The organism is Neorhizobium alkalisoli, assembly GCF_002968635.1.
GTDB classification, from domain to species: Bacteria; Pseudomonadota; Alphaproteobacteria; order Rhizobiales; family Rhizobiaceae; genus Neorhizobium; species Neorhizobium alkalisoli.
Genome location: NZ_PVBN01000009.1, coordinates 49942 through 68809 on the forward strand (window position 1 = coordinate 49942; position 18868 = coordinate 68809).

Annotated in this window: 18 protein-coding genes; 7 read left to right on the top strand and 11 right to left on the bottom strand. The window is 63.0% G+C overall.

What is annotated here, in order from left to right; all coding sequences use genetic code 11:
* Positions 1 to 197 precede the first annotated feature (197 nt).
* Positions 198 to 761, bottom strand: coding sequence for a helix-turn-helix domain-containing protein (locus C5L13_RS19110; RefSeq protein WP_105384856.1), 564 nt, complete (start codon positions 759 to 761; stop codon positions 198 to 200).
* A 92-nt stretch (positions 762 to 853) separates the two neighbouring features.
* Between C5L13_RS19110 and C5L13_RS19115 the strand changes: the two genes are divergently transcribed.
* Together C5L13_RS19115 and C5L13_RS19120 are read left to right on the top strand one after the other, a co-directional pair.
* Positions 854 to 2215 carry an LLM class flavin-dependent oxidoreductase gene (locus tag C5L13_RS19115; RefSeq protein ID WP_105384857.1) on the top strand — a complete coding sequence of 454 codons (1362 nt, stop codon included), beginning with the start codon at positions 854 to 856 and terminating at the stop codon, positions 2213 to 2215.
* Positions 2216 to 2264: 49 nt separating this feature from the next.
* Positions 2265 to 3452 (top strand): MFS transporter, encoded by a 1188-nt coding sequence (locus tag C5L13_RS19120; protein ID WP_245571357.1) that lies wholly within the window; start codon positions 2265 to 2267, stop codon positions 3450 to 3452.
* Here the strand turns inward: C5L13_RS19120 and C5L13_RS19125 are convergent, their stop codons facing one another.
* Genes C5L13_RS19125 through C5L13_RS19140 form a run of 4 tightly spaced genes read right to left on the bottom strand, consistent with a single transcriptional unit; the run spans position 3453 to position 6580 of the window.
* Positions 3453 to 4268, bottom strand: a complete 816-nt coding sequence (locus C5L13_RS19125; RefSeq protein WP_105384859.1) for an ABC transporter permease — start codon at positions 4266 to 4268, stop codon at positions 3453 to 3455.
* A 4-nt stretch (positions 4269 to 4272) separates the two neighbouring features.
* On the bottom strand, positions 4273 to 4986 hold the full coding sequence (locus C5L13_RS19130) for an ABC transporter permease (protein ID WP_105384860.1): 714 nt from the start codon (positions 4984 to 4986) through the stop codon (positions 4273 to 4275).
* A 16-nt stretch (positions 4987 to 5002) separates the two neighbouring features.
* Positions 5003 to 5782, bottom strand: coding sequence for a transporter substrate-binding domain-containing protein (locus C5L13_RS19135; RefSeq protein ID WP_105384861.1), 780 nt, complete (start codon positions 5780 to 5782; stop codon positions 5003 to 5005).
* Positions 5783 to 5806: 24 nt separating this feature from the next.
* Positions 5807 to 6580, bottom strand: a complete 774-nt coding sequence (locus C5L13_RS19140; RefSeq protein WP_105384862.1) for an ABC transporter ATP-binding protein — start codon at positions 6578 to 6580, stop codon at positions 5807 to 5809.
* Between the two features lie 209 nt (positions 6581 to 6789).
* Here C5L13_RS19140 and C5L13_RS19145 point away from each other — a divergent pair, with 209 nt between their 5' ends.
* From C5L13_RS19145 to C5L13_RS19160, 4 genes are read left to right on the top strand one after another with little or no spacing between them, the layout of a single operon-like run.
* Positions 6790 to 7662 (top strand): dimethylarginine dimethylaminohydrolase family protein, encoded by an 873-nt coding sequence (locus C5L13_RS19145; protein ID WP_105384863.1) that lies wholly within the window; start codon positions 6790 to 6792, stop codon positions 7660 to 7662.
* Positions 7663 to 7664: 2 nt separating this feature from the next.
* Entirely contained in the window at positions 7665 to 8306 is a 642-nt protein-coding gene (locus C5L13_RS19150; protein WP_105384864.1) for a TetR family transcriptional regulator C-terminal domain-containing protein, read from the top strand.
* Between the two features lie 17 nt (positions 8307 to 8323).
* Complete coding sequence (locus C5L13_RS19155) at positions 8324 to 9517, top strand: pyridoxal phosphate-dependent aminotransferase (RefSeq protein WP_105384865.1); 1194 nt, start codon at positions 8324 to 8326, stop codon at positions 9515 to 9517.
* A complete protein-coding gene (locus tag C5L13_RS19160) occupies positions 9514 to 11130 on the top strand; it encodes a 5-guanidino-2-oxopentanoate decarboxylase (protein ID WP_105384866.1) in 1617 nt (538 codons plus the stop codon). The genes C5L13_RS19155 and C5L13_RS19160 overlap by 4 nt, the downstream gene beginning before the upstream one ends.
* A 15-nt stretch (positions 11131 to 11145) precedes the next feature.
* Here the strand turns inward: C5L13_RS19160 and C5L13_RS19165 are convergent, their stop codons facing one another.
* The 3 genes from C5L13_RS19165 to C5L13_RS19175 all read right to left on the bottom strand — a co-directional run bounded on the left by C5L13_RS19165 (position 11146) and on the right by C5L13_RS19175 (position 13936).
* The gene (locus tag C5L13_RS19165) at positions 11146 to 11415 is read right to left on the bottom strand and encodes a hypothetical protein (protein WP_105384867.1); all 270 of its coding nucleotides are present in this window, start codon (positions 11413 to 11415) and stop codon (positions 11146 to 11148) included.
* 61 nt (positions 11416 to 11476) lie between these two features.
* Positions 11477 to 12736 (bottom strand): DUF763 domain-containing protein, encoded by a 1260-nt coding sequence (locus C5L13_RS19170; RefSeq protein ID WP_105384868.1) that lies wholly within the window; start codon positions 12734 to 12736, stop codon positions 11477 to 11479.
* A gap of 27 nt (positions 12737 to 12763) precedes the next feature.
* Positions 12764 to 13936: an aminotransferase gene (locus C5L13_RS19175; protein WP_105384869.1), complete on the bottom strand. Its 1173-nt coding sequence runs from the start codon at positions 13934 to 13936 to the stop codon at positions 12764 to 12766.
* Positions 13937 to 14009: 73 nt separating this feature from the next.
* On the opposite strand from C5L13_RS19175, the gene C5L13_RS19180 reads away from it, so the two are divergent.
* Complete coding sequence (locus tag C5L13_RS19180) at positions 14010 to 14672, top strand: sulfite oxidase-like oxidoreductase (protein ID WP_105384870.1); 663 nt, start codon at positions 14010 to 14012, stop codon at positions 14670 to 14672.
* A gap of 237 nt (positions 14673 to 14909) precedes the next feature.
* On the opposite strand, the gene C5L13_RS19185 is transcribed toward C5L13_RS19180, so the two are convergent.
* The 3 genes from C5L13_RS19185 to C5L13_RS19195 are packed head-to-tail and all read right to left on the bottom strand — an operon-like array spanning position 14910 to position 18693.
* Positions 14910 to 17201, bottom strand: a complete 2292-nt coding sequence (locus C5L13_RS19185; RefSeq protein WP_105384871.1) for a xanthine dehydrogenase family protein molybdopterin-binding subunit — start codon at positions 17199 to 17201, stop codon at positions 14910 to 14912.
* On the bottom strand, positions 17198 to 18181 hold the full coding sequence (locus C5L13_RS19190) for an FAD binding domain-containing protein (protein WP_105384872.1): 984 nt from the start codon (positions 18179 to 18181) through the stop codon (positions 17198 to 17200). Before C5L13_RS19190 ends, C5L13_RS19185 begins: the two co-directional genes overlap by 4 nt.
* On the bottom strand, positions 18181 to 18693 hold the full coding sequence (locus C5L13_RS19195; RefSeq protein ID WP_105384873.1) for a (2Fe-2S)-binding protein: 513 nt from the start codon (positions 18691 to 18693) through the stop codon (positions 18181 to 18183). Before C5L13_RS19195 ends, C5L13_RS19190 begins: the two co-directional genes overlap by 1 nt.
* Between the last annotated feature and the right edge of the window lie 175 nt (positions 18694 to 18868).

Genomic DNA, 18868 nt, shown 5'->3' on the forward strand with positions numbered 1-18868 from the left:
CCGATCCCCCCAGAGATTGTTCCTCGCAAAGGCCGATTGAAAAATCGGCGGAACAAAACTCACGATTACGTGTTCATGGCCTGTCGGGCGCCAAACCTCCACGCGGCCGACAGCGTCATAAGTACCCTCCCCACTTGGCGCCTCCCCCGCGGGAGGCGCCTCTTTCGCTTCTAGGTCGTTCAACGCCAACCGGTTCGCTAACGACGCGTCAGCGCGACGACATAACGGGTCGGTTCCGTTCCGGGATTGAAGAAGGTGCAATCGGCCGGCGATCCGAGAAGCAGGCAGTCCCCTTCCGAAAGATGATGCAGCACTGTCCCTTCCTGGAAATCGAGCCTGCCGGAAAGAACCCAGATCTGCTGGTGCTGGAAGGCGAAGGCAGATGCCGGATAGGGTACCCGCACATGGGCTGGCAGGAACACTTCGATCAGCTCCAGCACCGAATTCGGCGGCGACACGGCACGACGGGTATAGCCCGTCTCCGGATCTGTCCAGACCGGCTGCTCGCGATGCGAAGCCACCCGTTCCTGTTCCCTTTCCGCCAGTGCCAGCAACACCGAAAGCGGCAGGCCGAACGCGCCGGAAAGCCGGCCGAGCACCGTGGCCGTCGGGCTTGCCTCGCTGCGCTCGATCTTGCTGATCATCGCCTTCGAGACTCCGGAACGCTCCGCCAGATCGGCCAAAGACCAAGTGCGCGACTCCCGCTCCATCTTCAGTCTTTTCGCGATCGCCTGAACCGGATCCTGTTCCATCTGCCCCATACCCGCTTGCCTTCCCAGATTCGTCTTCTATAGTGGATAAAGAAACCATATAAGAGACAAGCAAGGACTGCAACGAGAATAGGGGAAGTTCCGTGGCGCGCGAAATTCGTTTCAATGCCTTCGACATGAATTGCGTCGGCCACATCCAGCAAGGGCTTTGGGCGCATCCCCGCGATCAGTCGCATCGCTATACGCAGCTCCGCTACTGGACGGATTATGCAAAAAGGCTCGAGGCCGGGCTGTTCGATGGCATCTTCCTTGCGGATGTCGTGGGCGTCAACGACGTCTATGGCGGGAGCGGTGCGGCGGCGCTCAAAGGCGCCGTGCAGGTGCCGGTCAACGACCCGATGCTGCTGGTGCCGGCGATGGCGGCGGTCACCGATCATCTCTGCTTCGGCATCACCGCCAATCTCACCTACGAACCGCCTTTCCTCTTCGCCAGACGCATGTCGACGCTCGACCACCTGACCGGCGGCCGCATCGGCTGGAATATCGTCACCGGCTACCTCGACAGCGCGGCACGCGCGATCGGCCTCGACGGCATGGCTGGCCATGACGACCGCTATGACCTCGCGGACGAATATATGGAGGTAATGTACAAGCTGCTGGAGGGAAGCTGGGAAGATGATGCGGTGGTTTTCGATCGGCGGAACCACGCCTACACGGACCCAGCCAAGGTCCATAAGGTCCATCATCGCGGCAAGCAGTACCACATCGACGCGCTGCATCTTTGCGAACCTTCACCGCAACGCACGCCCGTCCTCTATCAGGCCGGCTCATCGACCCGCGGCCGGCAATTTGCCGCGACCCATGCCGAATGCGTCTTCGTCAACGGCCAGAAGATCGAGGGGGTGAAAGGCATCGTCGATGACATTCGTGCCCGCGCAGCCGATTATGGCCGCGGCCCGGACGACGCGAAGGTCTTTGTCGGCGCCACCATCGTCACCGGCCGCACGGAGAAGGAAGCGCAAGAGAAGTTCGAGGACTATCGCGCCTATGTCAGCCCCGAGGGTGCGCTCGTGCACGCTGCCGCCTCGCTCGGCATCGATTTTGCCAAATACGATATGGACGAGCCTATCGATACGGGCAAAAGCTCGGCGATCGTCTCCAACGTAGAGGCGATGACCCGGACTGCCGGACCTCAATGGACCAGGCGCAAGCTGCTGGAACAGATGGTGCTCGGCAGCCGGCAGGCACCCATGGTCGGTTCGGCGGAACAGATTGCCGACAATCTCGCCGCCTGGATGGATCAGGCCGGCGTCGACGGCTTCAACCTGTCGCGCACCGTAGTGCCGGAATGTTTTGACGACATCATCGAGCTGGTAATCCCGATCCTGCAGGAACGCGGGCTCTACAAGACAAGTTATCGCGAAGGCACATTCCGTGAAAAGCTGTTCGGCTCCCCACGGCTGCCGGACAGGCATATCGCTGCCAGATATCGAACGACTGGGTGAGATGAGTACGGGAACGTCTCCTGAACCGCAGATAAGGAGCCGCTGGGGCATGCTGGCAGTCCTCTGCCTGGCAGTGGTGCTCTCCTTTTCCACCTGGTTCTCGGCAAACGCCATCGCACCGGAATTGAGACGGGCCTGGTCGCTGTCGGAAGGCGCTGCCGCGTGGCTCACCAACGGCGTTCAGATCGGCTTCGTCATCGGCGCCCTTTCAGCGAGCTTTCTCAACCTGCCGGATCTCATCCGCATGAACCGGCTGATGGCGGCATCCGCTCTGCTCGCAGCCCTCTCCAACGCCGCCATGCTTCTGGAACCCGGCCCTGCAGGCGCCGTCTTCTGCCGAGTGGTGACCGGCTTGGCGCTCGCCGGCGTCTATCCACCGGCGCTGAAGCTGGTGGCGACCTGGTTCGTCTCGGGCCGTGGCCTGGCGCTTGCCGGCGTCATCGGAGCGATCACCGCCGGTTCGTCCATGCCGCACCTCTTCCGCGGTGTGTCTTCAGCGGTCCACTGGCAGAATGTTGTTCTGCTTTCGAGCGGCGCCACGCTGGTCGGGGCTGCCGTTTTCCTTCTCTTCACCCGCGAAGGCCCCCACCCCTTCGGCAAGGCGCTGTTTAATCCGCGCCAGACCGGCCGGGTGCTGAGGGACCGCAACCTGCTGCTGGTGAACGGCGGCTATCTTGGGCATATGTGGGAGCTCTATGCCATGTGGGCATGGCTTCTCGCCTATCTCACCGTAGCGCTCGACAACGGCGGCAGCGGGATCAAAAGCGAGGCGTCGCTTCTGACTTTTGCAGCCGTCGCCTCCGGCGTCGTCGGCTGTTTCGCCGGAGGCGTGTTTTCCGATCGTTTCGGCCGCACCGCAACGACCGCAGGAATGATGATCGTCTCCGGCTCCTGCGCGCTTCTGATCGGCTTCGCTTTTGACGGGCCATTCTGGCTGCTGACGTTGGTCGTCGTCGTCTGGGGCATCTCGATCATCGGAGATTCCGCGCAGTTTTCCGCCGCGGTCACCGAGCTTGCCGACCCCAACTATATCGGCACCGCGCTGTCGCTGCAGATGGGGATGGGGTTTGCGCTGACCATCTTCATGATCTGGCTGATGCCGCATGTGGCGGACTTTTTCGGCGGCTGGCGGTGGGCCTTCGTCATCCTTGCGATCGGGCCGATCTTCGGCGCGGCGTCCATGCTCGCCTTGCGGCGCAGGCCCGATTCCTTGCGTCTTGCCGGCGGCCGGCGTTGATCAGGCGCTGCGGGTAGGTATGCGGCGTTCCAGAAGGCGAAAACCACCGACGAGAATGCCCGTCAGACAAAGATAGATCAGCGCAAGCAAGAGCAACGGCTCATAGGTGAGAAAGGTATCCTGCCGAATTTTCGATATCACCGCATAAACGTCGATCACCGTGATGGTGGCGACCAGCGGTGTCGCCTTGAGTTGCAGGACTGTTTCCCCCGTGAGCGTCGGCAGCGCCCGGTGGATCGCGCGTGGCAGCCAGATGCGCCGGAACATCGTCCATCGGCCCATGCCGAAGGCCCGCGCCGCCTCCAGTTCGCCGCGAGGCACGCCGGCAAAAGCGCCCCGCATCACCTCGCCCTCATAGGCAGCGAACGACAGCATCAGCGCCGTAAAACCGTACGGCCAGGCCTGTCGCAGATAGGGCCACAGGAACGAGGAGCGGACCTCCGGATATTGCGCAAAAAGCGAACCCAGGCCGTAATAGAGAAGCCAGATCTGCAGCAGGAGCGGCGTGCCGCGGATGATGGTACAGAAGCCCTTCGCAAGCCAGGCGAGCGGACGCGGCCCCGTCACCTGCACCAGCCCGATCGGCAACGCCAACAGGAAGCCGATGACGGAAGTCCAGAACAGCATCACCAGCGTCTGCCAGACGCCGTAGGCGAGTCTTGGTCCATATTTCGGCAGCCAGTCCCAGCGCAAGAACCAGACCGCGCAGAAGACGATCACCAGGAACACCGCCATCAGGAACAGCCGGTGCGGCTCGAACAGGCTGCGGGCCTTCGGCGGAACATAGGCGGACAGCGTGACGGTTTCCTGGTTCATGCCGTCACACCGTGCGAGGCATGCCGCGTCGCGCATGCCGTTCGATGAAGGAGATGACGACGTTCGAAAAGAGCGTCACCAGGAGATAGAGCGCACCTGCCGCGAGATAGAACGTCATGTAGGCCTTGGTGGAACCGGCGGCCTGGCGGGTGACCAGCGCCAGCTCGCTGAAGCCGACCACCGCAAGCAGCGCAGTATCCTTGGTGGCGATCATCCAGAGATTGGAAAGCCCTGGAATGGCGTAAGGGAGCATGGCGGGCAGCGTCACGCGCCGGAGTGCCAGGAAGGGCGACATGCCGTAGGCGCGCGCCGCCTCGATCTGACCTGGCGGCACGGCCTGGATCGCGCCGCGCAGCACTTCGGTCGAATAGGCGCCCTGCACGACGCCGATGACGAAGATGCCGGCCGCAAGCCCGCTGATGTCCACCGCCGGCAGGCCGATCAGCAGAAAGAGCTGGTTCACGGCATCCGTCCCCGCATAATAGAGCAGCAGGATCAGCACCAGTTCCGGCACGGCGCGGATGAGCGTCGTGTAGATTTCGAGCAGGTCGCGCAGGATCGGCCCGCCATAGAGCTTGCCGAAGGCACCCCCGACCCCGATGACGAGGCCGAGCAGATAGCCGCCCACGGCAAGTTCAAGAGAGGCCAGCAGCCCGCCGAGAAGAACGCCGCCCCAGCCGGGCGGCGAGAGAGCGAGGATGTCGAGGTTGAACGGCATGGGCCGTCGCTACCGCTCAGCCGCCGTAGATGTCGAAGTCGAAGTATTTCTTGGAGAACTTGTCGTAGGTGCCGTTGGCGCGGATCGCCTTGATCGCGGCATTGATCTTGGTCTTGAGCTCCGTATCGCCCTTACGCAGACCGACACCGACGCCGGCGCCGAGGATCGCCGGATCATCCTTCACATTGCCCTTGAGGTCGCAGCATTTGCCGGCATCGGAAGCCAGGAATGCATCGAGCGCGATGGCATCGGCCTGAACCGCATCCAGCCGTCCGGCGGCGAGATCCTGGTTCGCCTCATCCTGCGTCTGGTATTCCTTGATCTCGGCGGCTCCGGAGCCGAAATATTTGTTCACGTATTCCTGATGCACCGTCGAAACCTGCACGCCGATGATCTTGCCCTTGAGGCCTTCCGGCGTAGCGTCGAACTTTTCGGCCTTGGGCCCGACAATGCCGGTAGGCGTGTTGTAGTATTTGTCGGAAAAATCGATCGTCTTCTGGCGTTCCTCGGTGATCGACATGGAGCCGACAATCACGTCGATCTTCTTCGCGGTCAGCGCCGGGATAATGCCGTCCCAGGCGATCGGCGTCGGAGTGCATTTCAGTTTTGCCTCGGCGCAGATCGCCTCCATGAAATCGATTTCCCATCCGACCCATTTGCCGCTCGCATCCGGTGAGGTGAACGGCGGATAGGGTTCGGCGGCAAAGCCGACCTTGACTTCCTGCGCCTGGACGACGCCCAGAGCCGCTGCACTCACGGCGATCGCCAAGGTAACCGTCTTGATGATGTTCTTCATGATTTTCCCCTGTTCTTGTTTTGGTCAGTGAATGGAGCTGATGAATTTTCTGAGCCGATCCGACTTGGGAGCACCGAAGATGGCCTCGGGCGGTCCCTGTTCCTCGATGATACCGTTGTGCAGGAAGACGACGTGGTTCGAGACCTCCCGCGCGAATTTCATTTCATGGGTAACGAGGATCATCGTCCGTTTCTCGCGGGCCAGGTCCCCGATGACCGACAGCACTTCGCCGACCAGTTCCGGGTCGAGCGCCGAGGTCGGCTCGTCGAACAGCATGACCAGAGGCTGGATGGCGAGCGCCCGGGCAATCGCCGCGCGCTGCTGCTGGCCGCCGGAGAGGAAAGCGGGATAAGCATCGCGCTTCTCGTAAAGCCCGACCCGGCGCAGCAACGTCTCGGCGATCTCGACCGCCTTGTCCTTCGGCTGCCCCAGCACGTGCACCGGCACCTCGATGACGTTCTGCAGCACCGTCATGTGCTGCCACAGATTGAAGCTCTGGAAGACCATGCCGAGCCGGGAGCGGATCCGCTGCACCTGCCGCCGGTCGGACGGCGCCAGCCCGCCGTGACCATCCTTCTTCATGGCGATCGTTTCGCCATGAATGGTGATCGTGCCCGCGCTTGGCAGCTCCAGCATGTTGATGCAGCGCAGAAAGGTGGACTTCCCCGAACCACTGCCGCCGATGATGGCAATCACGTCTCCCTGACGGGCGGTCAGCGACACGCCCTTCAGCACTTCCAATGGACCGAAACGTTTGTGTAGATTCGAGACTTCTATGGCTTGCGCCGAATCCGTCATGGATAGCCTTCACCGCCAGCCGGAATTCGGCCGGTCACACAATTTGGCACTGTTCCCCCAGCTTATGATTTTGGGCTCGCGGCGCTGGTAACGCGGCCTTGTGGAAAGAAGTCTGGCACTTGTGCGGATATTATTCAAGCGTATAATAAGGCCGAAATCCGAAAAAGAGCGACGTCGCCCGCCTTCATTTTTCCCAAGGGATAGAGATTATGACCGCCTACGGCTCTCAAGCCATGTCTGCGCCTTTGATGCGTGTTCTGATGCGCCGTCCGGGCGATAGTCTTCGCAACGCAGACGCGGGCGAATGGCATTACGGGCCAAGCTTCGATGCCGAGAAAGCGATCCGCCAGCATAGGGAATTCACAGGGCTGGTCGAGAAATCCGGGGCGGAAATCCTCTGGCTGGAAGATGCCGGCGACGGCCTTGCCGACTCGATGTTCACTCACGACCCGTCGTTGATGACGGACCACGGAGCCATCCTCCTGCGCATGGGCAAATCCCTCCGCGCCACTGAACCCGAACTGCATGAGAAAGCCTATGCGGCCGCCGGAATTCCGGTGCTCGGCCGGATCGCTGCGCCGGGCGCCGTCGAGGGTGGAGACTGCGTCTGGGTCGACAGACAGACGCTGGCGGTCGGCCGCGGCGTGCGCACCAACCAGGCCGGCATCGACCAGCTTGCCGCCATCCTGAAGCCGATCGGCGTCACGGTTCTTGGCTACGACCTGCCGCTCTGGCAAGGCGTCGAAGCGTGCCTGCACCTGATGTCGGTGATCAGCCCGCTTGCGGAAAAGCTTGCGCTTGTCCATGCGCCGCTGATGCCGGCCGCCCTCTACATGATGCTGCAGGAGCGCGGCTACACCCTGATCCACGGTTCCGACAACGAATTTGCCGAGAGCAATGGCCTGAGCCTGAACGTCCTGCCGACAAGTCCTGGCCATGTGATCATGGTCGACGGTTTTCCCATCACCCGGCAGGCCATGGAGGCCCACGGCTGCGTGGTCGACACCTTCGAAGCCGACGCTCTTTGCATTGCCTGCGAAGGCGGCCCCACATGCCTTACCCGCCCGGTTCTCAGGAGATGACGGTGAACCGGCGCACCTACCACCGGGCGAGCGAGGCCGAAAGGCGGGAGGACCTGATCCTCGCCACGCTCGACTGCATCGCCGAATATGGCATCCAGGGCGCGACGGTGCGCCAGATCGCCACGCGAGCCGGCGTCACCGGCGGGCTGATCCGGCACTATTTCGCCGGTAAGGACCAGATGCTGCAGGCTGCCTACCGCAAGGTGATGACGGGCATGACGGAAACCGCGATTGCCGCGGCGATCGAAGGCGAGACGGCCAAGGCGCGGCTACGCCGCTTCATCGTCGCCAACGTCACGCCGCCGGTCACAGATCCGCGCACCCTCTCGCTCTGGGCGGCCTTCATCAGCCATATCCAGATCGATCCGAGTTTTGCCGCCGTTCACCGCGAAAACTATTTTGCTTTTCTGGAGGCGCTGGAAACGCTGCTGACCGCCTTCTTCGTGGAGCAGAATCGGGAGGTCAGCCCGAAGGAATGCCGCGCCCACGCCGTCGCGCTCAACGCGCTGGTGGACGGCCTGTGGCTTGAAGGAACGCTCGCCGCGGACATGTTCGCGGAGAAGGAACTGGCGGAGAATGCCCTGGTATCCGTGGAGGCGCTGCTACGTCTCCAGCCAGGCGAGCTCTCCGCGGACGAACGATAACAAAAAAGGAAACACCGATGCGCTACGCCTCGATCACCGACCGTCTCGCCCATCTCGGCTCCGGCCGCTGGGCGCTTCATCTCACCGCCCGGCGCATGAAGGCAGCCGGCGAGGAGATTATCGAGCTCACCATCGGCGAACCGGACGTAGCACCCGACAAGGCGCTGCTCGACGAGGCCGCCCGCGCCATGTATGCGGGCCGAACCCGCTATTCCAATGGCCGCGGTGAACCACCGGTGCTGAAGGCCCTGATCGAGAAATACTCGAAACGCCGGCCCGGCGTCACGGAACGCAACTTCCTCTGCTTTCCCGGTACACAGACGGCACTTTACGGCGTCATGACCGGTCTTGTCGAAGCCGGCGACGGCGTGCTGGTCGGCGACCCGCTTTATGCGACCTATGAGGGCGTCATCGCCTCCACCGGGGCGCATATGATCCCCGTGCCCCTGAGGCCGGAGAAGAAGTTCCACCTGCAGGCCGAGGATCTGGAACGGGCGGTGACCCCGGAAGCCCGCGTGCTGCTGCTCAATACGCCGCACAATCCGACGGGCGCAGTTCTGACGGCCGCGGAGATTGTTAAGATCGGCGAGGTCTGCCGCCGCCACGATCTCTGGATCGTCTGCGACGAAGTCTATGAGCAACTGATATTCGAGGGCACGCCGTTCGCCTCCCCATTCGACCTTCCCGAGCTTGCGGAGCGGACGATCGTCGTTTCGTCCATCTCCAAATCCCATGCCGCCCCGGGCTTCCGCAGCGGCTGGGCGGCGGGTCCGGAGGAATTCTGCGAAAAGCTTCTGCCGGTTTCGGAGACCATGCTGTTTGGCGTGCAGCCCTTCATCTCCGACATGACGGCCATGGCTCTCTCGCAGCACTTCGACACCGCCGACGTGATGCGCGAAAACTACCGCCGCCGTGCCGACATCGTCGAGAAGACGTTTGCCGGCAGCAACCTGGTCAAGCCGATGCCGCCGGAAGGAGGCATGTTCATCCTCCTCGACGTGACGTCGACCGGTCTCGGCGGCGAAGAATTTGCCTGGGAACTGCTGCACCAGGAAAAGGTAGCGGTCATGCCCGGTTCCTCGTTCGGAGATCAGGCGGCCGGCTTCCTGCGCATCTCCCTGACCATGCCGGACGACGTGCTCGGAACGGCGATGAGCCGTATCGGCGACCTTGCAAATCGCCTCGTCTCGCTCAAGGAAAAGCGCGCATGAGCGGCAACCTGAAGACTGTCGGCGAGACGCTGATCGATCTTCTGGAAATCAACGGCGTGGATGTCGTCTTCGGTATTCCCGGCGTCCACACCGTCGAACTCTATCGCGGGCTCGCCGCCTCGAAAATCCGTCACGTGACGCCACGCCACGAACAGGGCGCGGGGTTTATGGCGGACGGTTATGCCCGCGTCAGCGGCAAGCCGGGCGTCTGCCTCGTCATCACCGGGCCGGGACTGACCAACATCATCACGCCCATGGCACAGGCCTATCAGGATTCCGTGCCCATGCTGGTGATATCAGGGGTCAACGCGCGCGCCACGCTCGGCCATGGCCGCGGCCGGCTGCACGAACTGCCGGACCAGCGCGGCATGATGGCGACGCTGGCGCTGATGTCCCACACATTGCACAACCCGGAAGACCTGGCCGATGTGATGGAGCGCGCCTTCGCGATCCTCCGTTCGGGAAGGCCTGGCCCAGTGCATATCGAAATCCCGACAGATGTGATGGCGGCGCGGATCAAGGCACCGCGCCTGCGCAATATCGCGCCCGGCCGTCCGCGCGCCGATGCGGCAACGACCAACGAAGCAGCCAGCCGCTGCCTTGCAGCCGGCCGGCCTGTGATCCTGGTGGGCGGGGGCGCGGTATCGGCCGCGAAGGACATTCTGACGCTCGCCGAAAGGCTGGATGCGCCGCTGGTGACGACCACCAATGCCCGCGGCGCCTTCGCACATCACCCGCTGTCCGTGCCGGCAAGCCCCAGCCTCGAATCCGTGCGAAAATTGATTGCGGATGCCGACCTGGTTCTCGCCTTCGGCACCCAGATGGGCCAGACCGATTACGATATGTATGTGAACGGCGGTTTTCCGGAACTCGCCAATCTCATTCGCATCGATATCGACCCGGCCCAGCTTGCCCGCGGCCCGCAAGCGGCGCTTTCGATCCTGTCTTCCGCGGAAAACGCCGCGTCCGACCTCTCGGCTGCGATCGGTTCCGGCAACCGCCGGCAGTCTGACGGAGCGGGGCGGGCCGGCGAGACGCGGCGAGCGGCGCAGGCAGAGCTGACACCGAAGATGCGCGTCGAAATCGGCATCCTCGACAAAGTACGGGAAACCCTGCCGGGCGCGATCATCGTCGGCGACAGCACGCAGGCGGTCTATGCGGGCAACCTCTATTATGAAGCGGGCCGGCCGCATGGCTGGTTTAATGCCGCGACCGGTTATGGAGCGCTCGGCTACGGCCCTCCGGCTGCCGTGGGAGCTGCGATCGCCGAGCCGGAAACACCCGTGGTATGCCTCACCGGCGATGGTGGGCTGCAATTCACGCTCGCAGAGATCGGCTCGGCGAAGGACGCCGGGGCAAACGTCATCTTCCTCGTCTGGAACAACGACGGTTATCAGGAGATCGAGACCTACATGGTCGAGAACGGCATCGAGCCGGAGGGCGTCAAACCCTCCGCGCCCGATTTCCTGAAGATCGCCGAGGCTTTCGGCCTGCCGGCGGTGCGGCTTGGGAATATCGAAGATCTGCCGGCGGCTCTTGAGAGCTGCCGCCGCCAGCAAGGCCCGTCGCTGATCGAAATCCATCAGACCAAGACGATCGGCGCAACTGCCTGAGTTCTGCGTCACGGGTCACTCGCTGTCCTTGCGCCCGGTTGGACGGCCGACGACATCGGCCTGCGCCTCGGCGCTGTAAGGCAGGTTCTGGCCACCGGCATCACCCGCATCGGCGACGTGGTCGTTCGGGTTTCCGGAACCTTCCGCATCATGCGCTTTCCGAGCCTTGTTGATTTCGGCGGTCGTCGGATCCGCCTTTCCGCGCGAGATATCCTCGCCGGTGCCGGAGCTTTTTTCGATGTTCCGGTGACTGCTGCCAAAACGGCCAGGTTCGTTGGATTGCATCTCTCATCTCCTCCTTTTGGCTCTCATATCGAGAACCACTCAGAGGGCACCATCGTTCCCCTCAGCCGCGACGCTTTTCGGCCGATTCCCCGGATGCGGGTTCGAAGCCGAAAACGCTGCGGCCGCCCCACTCATGGGATTGGCGGAATTCGCCGGCGACGATCTCCTTCAAATCCGGGCCGGTGACATAGCGCTCAAGCTGCCTAGCCTGATCGTCGAGCCGTTTCAGAGCCTGCAACTCCTCCTCCCGGCCGAGCCGCGCCTTGCCGACCGCCGATTTCATCACCTTGATCGTTTCGTCATAAACCTTGAGCGGCACCGGAAAGGGATGCCGGTCCTTGCCGCCATGGGCGAGCGAAAAACGGGCAGGATCGGAAAAGCGGCAGGGCGCGCCGTGAACGACCTCCGCCACCATGGCAAGCGCCTGCACCGTGCGTGCGCCGACACCCGGCGTCAGAAGCAATTGCTCGAAGTCTTCCGGTCCTCGATCGGCTGCGGCGGCGAGCGTGCCGTGCAGCCGCTTCATGTTGACGTCTTCCTCGCGGACATCGTGATGCGCCGGCATGACGAGATGCGGCAGCATGGGCTGCGCCAGATCCTTTGCCTTGCGCTTCGGATCAAGCGCAATCACCTCGCGAACGATCCGGTCCGGGCCGAGCGAGGCCAGCAGGTCGAGCTGGCCCTTTCGTGACGCTTCGGCACGATGGTCGGCCAAATTGACGATCTCGCCCTGCCCGCGGCCTTCGATCGCCGCGTGTGGAGAGTCAACAAAGCTGGTGATGCCTTCCGACAGCCAGTGATAGCGCCGCGCCTGGCGTTTGTCGCCGTTCATGCCCTGCTGCACGACAACCCATTTTCCGTCGTCGGTAACGATGAAGCCGTGCAGGTAGAGGTCGAAACCGTCCTGCACCGCGGCGCTATCCACCTTGGCGACCAGCCGGCTGGTCTTCGCAAGGCCGCTGCCGTCAATCCCGACCCGGTTGCCGATGGCGATCAGCTCGTCCGGGGTCTTGCGGGAATTCTGGCCGCGCCCGCCGCAGACATGGATGCCGAGTTCACCGGACAGCGGCGTCAACCCGCGCTTCAGCGCACCGATGACGCTGGTGGTGATACCCGAAGAGTGCCAGTCCATGCCCATGACCGAGCCGAAGGACTGGAACCAGAAGGGATGCGCCAGCCGCCGCATGAACTCGTCGCGACCATAATGGATGACGATCGCCTGCGCGATGATCGCCCCGAGTTTCGTCATCCGCTCGCCCAGCCAAGGGGGGACCCGACCGCCGTGAAGCGGAAGATCGGCACTTCCTGCTCTTTGAACCATGATCCGCTTATATACGGACCGGCGGTATCAAGACAGAAAAAAGTTCTGCAAACGTTCCTTCAGGCGGCCGATCGTCGGCACGTCCGCGTTGGCGAAGGCAAAGCGCAGATAATTCTGCTGACCGTCCCCGAAATACGCGCCGGGAATGCAGATGATGCCGGCCCGCCTCGCCAGCTGTTCTGCGACCTGCGCCGAGCCGACACCGGCAAAAGGATGGCGCACGAAGGCGAAATAGGCGCCGATCGCATCGAGCTTCCAATCGGTCAAGCCCCGCATCACGGATCGCAAGGCATCGGCGCGACGGCCGATTTCCTGCCGGTTCTCCTCCCGCCAGTCCGCAAGCAGCGGCAGAGCCGCGGCAACGGCCGCCTGGGCGGCGCGGGGCGCGCAGATCTGCAGGTTGTCCATGATCTTGGCGATCTGCTCCACCGCGCTTGAACCGGCCGTGATGGCGCCAAGCCGATGGCCGGGAATGCAGAATGATTTCGAAAAACTGTAGAGGCTGATCAGCGTTTCCTCCCAGCCTGCCAGGCTGAAAAGGTTGTGCGGAGCGTGGCCTGCGACCGGCATGAAGTCGCGATAGGTCTCGTCGAGGATCAGCCAGATGCCCTTTTCACGGCAGAGCCTGAAGATCGCTTCGAGCAGCGACGGAGGATAGATCGCGCCGGTCGGATTGTTGGGAGAGACGAGCGCCAGCGCCCGGACATCCGGCGTGATCGCAGCTTCGAGGCTCACCAGATCCGGAAGAAAACCGTTTTCCGCCGCACAAGCCACGAATGCCGTCTTCACGCCCATCATCGCGAGCGTCGTTTCGTGGTTGAAATAGAAGGGCTCGGTCATCAGAACCGTGTTGCCGGGTCCGGCGACCGTCATCGCGGCGCAGACGAAGGCCTGGTTGCAGCCGGAGGTGATATGGATGTTGTCGGACCCGAGCGACGCGCCATAAACCCTGGAGGCATGTTCGGCATAGACGCTGCGAAGTTCCGCCTCGCCTTCGATCGGACCGTAACCGGTAAACGCGGTGGAGGAGGCCGTTTCGCCGAGAAGCTTCAGCATTTCGGAATGGGCGGGGTAACCGGGCACGGCCTGCGACAGGTCGATCAGCGGCCCCTTGGAGCCGTCGTAAGCGCGTCCCCAGGCAAAAACGGAGGGGACGGGCGGCGGTGAGAGCTTTTCGACGAGCGGATTGAAGGCAGGCATGATTTTCCAGAACGGGCAATTGATTTGGTCCTCTTGTTTATCAGATTATCGAGGGACGCAAGGAGAACCGGTCATGCCCGACGACATTCAGCCCGAGGATTCGAAGCTCACCGTCACCAAACGGAAATGGGCCGAACAAGGAAAGTTCCTCACCGGGCGTATCACCCGTCCGGAGACCGATCGTCTGCCGCCCGGCCAGCACCTCGTCAAGAACTGGCCGGTGCTGGACCTTGGTCAACAGCCACGGGTTGCCGCCTCCCAATGGAAGCTCGATGTGCGCGGCCTCGTCAACAATCCCCGGACCTTCGACTGGGCGGCGTTCCAGGCCCTGCCGCAGAGCGAAATGCGCTCCGACATCCATTGCGTGACGACCTGGTCGCGCTACGACAACAACTGGAAGGGCGTCTCCACCCACGACTTCCTCGATGCCGTCGATCCGAAGGACGAGGCCCTGGCGGTGATGCTGACGAGCTACGACGGCTATACCACAAACCTGCTTCTCTCCGACTTCGCCTCACCGGATGCGATCATCGTGACCGAATGGGAAGGCCAGCCGCTGACGGAAGAGCACGGCGGGCCGGTGCGCCTCGTCGTGCCGCATCTCTATTTCTGGAAAAGCGCCAAGTGGCTCAACCGCATCGAGTTTCTCAGCCGGGATAGCGCCGGTTTCTGGGAGCAGAACGGCTACCATATGCGGGGCGACCCGTGGTCGGAAGAGCGGTATTCGGAGGATTGAGCCCGTCTACGTACAGCGGCGCTGTCGTGGATGGGTCTTCGGGACGGTGCGTGGAGCCCCTCCCCCTTGTGGGGAGGGGTTGGGGAGGGGAGTTTTCTCCGAGTGAAAACCCCTCCCGCCTGCCGGCCACCCTCCCCACAAGGGGGAGGGTTAAGAATGCTGCACTGCACTGCCTACGTTACTATATTCGATTGTCTGCCACGACGGGCGAGAAGAGCTGCACGCCTTCCTCTAATCTCAGATCAGCTTCTCCAGCGTGATCGGCAAATCCCGCACGCGTTTACCGGTTGCGTGAAAGACCGCATTGGCAATCGCCGGTGCGACCCCGACGATGCCGACCTCGCCCACGCCCTTGCCGCCCAGCACCGAGGCGTCGTTGTCGGGGATACCGACGGAGATGACCTGGATATGCGGTATGTCCGCATTGGTCGGCACCAGGTAATCGCCCATATTGTTGTTGATCACCCGGCCGAAGCGCTCGTCGATCAACCCCTCCTCGAGCAGCGCCTGGCCGATGCCCATGATGATGCCGCCACGCCACTGGCTCTCGGCGAGCTTGGGATTGTAGATCCGGCCGCAGTCGAAGGCCGAGACGACGCGCGATACCCGCACGGTGCCGAAATCCTCGTCCACCTTCACCTCGACGAAATGCGCGCACCAACTGTGCATGGAAAGATCGCCGGCCGTCGGTCCCTGGACATTGGCCATGGTCGTCCATGACCGTTTATGATCCTCAGGTCCGTTGGCGCCTTCCGGCAGCGTATTGCGCTGCGTCTCGATGCGGTCCCGTCCGATTGCCGACATCAGTTCGGCAAGCGTCAGCGAGGGCCCTTCGCCACGCGGCACCGAAATCCGGCCGTCGGCGATGACGAGAGTATTGGCGCCGGTATCCCGGAACGGCGAATTGCTGTCGTTCAGAGCAAGACCGATCAGCTCGTCGCGCGCTGCCGTGGCGGCCTTGTGGACGGCACCGGTGATGGCGCCGGCAAGCATCGACCCGCCGGCCACCGTCGCGCCCGGCAGCGAGGAATCGCCAAGCTTGACGTCGACCTGTTCAGCCGGAACACCGAGCACCTCCGCCGCCGTCTGTGCGAGGATGGTATAGGTGCCCTGCCCCATGTCGATCGCACCGCTGACGACCTCGACGCTACCGTCGCCGAGAATGCGGATGAGAGCCTCGCTCGCGGCTTTGAGCACCGGAAAGGTGCCGCAGCCGATACCCCAGCCGACCAGTTGCCGGCCATCCCGCATCGAACGCGGCTCGTGGCTGCGCCTGGACCAGCCGAAGACCTCGGCTCCAACTGTCAGAGCCTCGCGAAGTTGCCGCGTCGACCACGGCTTGCCGGACTGGTAATCGTGATCGGCATAGTTCCTCAGCCGCAGTTCCAGCGGGTCCATTCCGATCGCGTAGGACAGTTCCTCGATGGCGCTTTCAAGCCCGAAGGCGCTGGGATTCTTGCCCGGCGCACGAAGCGCTCCCGGCGTCACCGTGTTGACCGGAACGAGCCGATGCTGCGTGCTCAGATTGGGCACGGCATAGAGCAAGGGGGTCGCCGCTCCCGTCTGTTCCGGAAAGTCGGCAAAGACGGAGGTCTCGCTTGCACCGCGATGAACGATCGCCTGAAGAACACCATCCTTCGTCGCGCCGATCCGGATGGTCTGCCTGGTTGCCGCCCGGCCGCCATAGGCGGTGAAGGTCTGCGGACGGGTGACCGCCAGCTTTACCGGACGCCCAAGCTTGCGAGCGGCCGCAGCAGCAACCGCACTATAGGTATAGCCCATGGCCTTGGAGCCGAAGCCGCCGCCGATGAAGGGCGATACGATCCTCACATTCTCGTAGGGAATGTCGAACCATTCCGCATAGGTGCGTGCCATGCCGTGCGTCCATTGGCTCGGCTCCCAGACGGTCAGGAAGTCGCCTTCCCATTTTACCGTCAGCCCGTGAGGTTCGATCGGCACGTGATATTCCCGCGGCGTCCGGTATTCCGCCTCGATCTTGATATCAGCGGCGGCATAGGCGGCCTCGGCATCACCCCAGCCAACGCTCAGCATGTCCACGAGCCTGCCTTCGCCGGCGTCGGGATCGTCGAGGCCCGTCACGGACTGCGTCTCCTCGTAGGAGACCTTCACCAGCTTGGCCGCCTCCGTCGCCTGCTCCAGCGTCTCCGCCACGACGGCTGCGATCGCCTGACCGTTGAAGCTGACCTCACGCGGCAGCGGATGGAAGGGCTGGTTGTCGGGCCGATTACCGAACCAGTCGGACGCCACCAGAAGGCCGAGATCGTCTTCCGGCGTAAACACCGACAGAACGCCGGGCGCAGCCTTTGCCTTCGCGGCATCGACCGCAACAACACGGCCGGCGGCAATGGTGCTCTGCACCAGCACCGCATGAACGAGGTTCTTCACGGGCTGTTCGAGAGCATAGGTTGCGCCGCCGGTGGTCTTCAGTTTGCCGTCGAGCCGCGAAAAGCGGCCGCCCACCATGCCGTCGGCGGCATCGCCATGTTTGCGGGTTTCCATGATGGTCATGCCAGACCTCCCATTGTCAGGATGGCGCGTGCGACGACGCGCGGCGCAAGTTCGATCTTGTAGCTGTTGCCGCCATGTGAAACGGCGCCTTCCATGGAGAGACGGCTTGCCTTCTCCACGGCCTCGACGTCCAGCACCGTGCCGATCAGTGACTGTTCCACGGCGCGAGCGCGCCATGGCTTGGTGGCAACACCGCCGAGCGCGACGCGGATGTCCCGCACGGTCTTCCCGTCGGCCTCGAATTCAATTCCGACCGCAGCGCTTGCCGCGGCAAATTCGTAGGACTGCCGGTCTCGCACCTTCAGATAGGTCGAGTTCTTCGCCGCCACAGAGGCTGGAATGCCGATGCCGGTAATGATCTCACCATTCTTCAGCACGGTCTCCCAGTCGGGCGTTTCCCCTGGCAGCATGTAGAGGTCTTCGATCGCAACCCTGCGGCGGCCCATTTCCACATATGCATCGAAGGCGACCAGTGCCACCGCAAGATCGCCGGGGTTGACCGCTATGCAGGCCCTGCTCGTGCCGAGAACGGCGTGGTTGCGGGTCACACCGCCGATCGCCGAACAGCCGGAACCGGGATTGCGCTTGTTGCAGGCCGGGAAAACGCCCGGCTCGCGGAAATAGGAACAGCGGGTCCGCTGTAACAGATTGCCGCCGATCGTCGCCATGTTGCGTAGCTGAGCGGAGGCGGCGAGCGACAGGGATTGGGCAACGGCTGGAAATGCTGCCTTCACTCCGGGATGATCGGCTACCTCTCCCATCTTGGCGAGAGCACCGATCGTCGCTCCGTTTGCATCGACAGCGATATCGCCGAGGCCGGCAAGATGAGTAATATCGACGAGGGTATCCGGTTCGGACACGCCACATTTGGCGAGATCGAGCAAGGTCGTACCGCCGGCCAGCAGCATGGCGCCGGCGTCCAGCATCGCACGACTGGCCTCTTCGGTGGAAGCGGCGCGGAAATAGGAAAAATCGCGCATCAGGCCACCTCCACCTTGTCCTTGGCCTCTATCCCAGTCGTAACCGCGCTCGCCGCTTCGCGGACAGCCGCGACGATGCTGTTATAGGCTCCGCACCGACAGAGATTGCCGGACATGTATTCGCGGATTTCCTCCTCGGAGCCCGCATGCCCTTCCCGGATGCAGGCGACCGCGGACATGATCTGGCCCGGCGTGCAGTAACCGCACTGGAAAGCATCGTTTTCGATAAACGCCGCCTGCACGGGATGCAGGTCGCCGTTTTCCGCCGCGATCCCTTCGATCGTGGTGATCTGCCTTCCTTCCACCTGAGCAGCGAGAGTGAGGCAGGAGAGCACACGCTTTCCGTCGACATGGCAGGTGCAGGCGCCGCACTGGCCCTGGTCGCAGCCTTTCTTGGTGCCGGTGAGCGCGAGGCTTTCCCGCAGGGCGTCGAGCAGGGTGACGCGCGGCTCGACATCAAGCTCATGTCGTTTGCCGTTGATGTCGAGTGAAAGATGAATGGTTCGTGTCATGATAAGCTCCTGCTATCGTCACGAATTGAATTTTTGGATCGAGGTCCGCTAGCCGAACGACCGGCTTGCGCTAGATAAGGTCCCTGGGGCGCGTGGTCGCATCTTTCAGCATGACACCCGGCCCCCTCCTGGACTATGAGGTAGATGACGCCCCGAACAAACGGAGGCGCCTCCG

Coding starts and splice junctions, on each gene's coding strand:
- C5L13_RS19110 (WP_105384856.1), bottom strand. CDS start 761: ATGGGGCAGATGGAACAGGATCCGGTTCAGGCGATCGCGAAAAGACTG.
- C5L13_RS19120 (WP_245571357.1), top strand. CDS start 2,265: ATGCTGGCAGTCCTCTGCCTGGCAGTGGTGCTCTCCTTTTCCACCTGG.
- C5L13_RS19125 (WP_105384859.1), bottom strand. CDS start 4,268: ATGAACCAGGAAACCGTCACGCTGTCCGCCTATGTTCCGCCGAAGGCC.
- C5L13_RS19130 (WP_105384860.1), bottom strand. CDS start 4,986: ATGCCGTTCAACCTCGACATCCTCGCTCTCTCGCCGCCCGGCTGGGGC.
- C5L13_RS19135 (WP_105384861.1), bottom strand. CDS start 5,782: ATGAAGAACATCATCAAGACGGTTACCTTGGCGATCGCCGTGAGTGCA.
- C5L13_RS19140 (WP_105384862.1), bottom strand. CDS start 6,580: ATGACGGATTCGGCGCAAGCCATAGAAGTCTCGAATCTACACAAACGT.
- C5L13_RS19145 (WP_105384863.1), top strand. CDS start 6,790: ATGACCGCCTACGGCTCTCAAGCCATGTCTGCGCCTTTGATGCGTGTT.
- C5L13_RS19155 (WP_105384865.1), top strand. CDS start 8,324: ATGCGCTACGCCTCGATCACCGACCGTCTCGCCCATCTCGGCTCCGGC.
- C5L13_RS19160 (WP_105384866.1), top strand. CDS start 9,514: ATGAGCGGCAACCTGAAGACTGTCGGCGAGACGCTGATCGATCTTCTG.
- C5L13_RS19165 (WP_105384867.1), bottom strand. CDS start 11,415: ATGCAATCCAACGAACCTGGCCGTTTTGGCAGCAGTCACCGGAACATC.
- C5L13_RS19170 (WP_105384868.1), bottom strand. CDS start 12,736: ATGGTTCAAAGAGCAGGAAGTGCCGATCTTCCGCTTCACGGCGGTCGG.
- C5L13_RS19175 (WP_105384869.1), bottom strand. CDS start 13,936: ATGCCTGCCTTCAATCCGCTCGTCGAAAAGCTCTCACCGCCGCCCGTC.
- C5L13_RS19180 (WP_105384870.1), top strand. CDS start 14,010: ATGCCCGACGACATTCAGCCCGAGGATTCGAAGCTCACCGTCACCAAA.
- C5L13_RS19185 (WP_105384871.1), bottom strand. CDS start 17,201: ATGACCATCATGGAAACCCGCAAACATGGCGATGCCGCCGACGGCATG.
- C5L13_RS19190 (WP_105384872.1), bottom strand. CDS start 18,181: ATGCGCGATTTTTCCTATTTCCGCGCCGCTTCCACCGAAGAGGCCAGT.
- C5L13_RS19195 (WP_105384873.1), bottom strand. CDS start 18,693: ATGACACGAACCATTCATCTTTCACTCGACATCAACGGCAAACGACAT.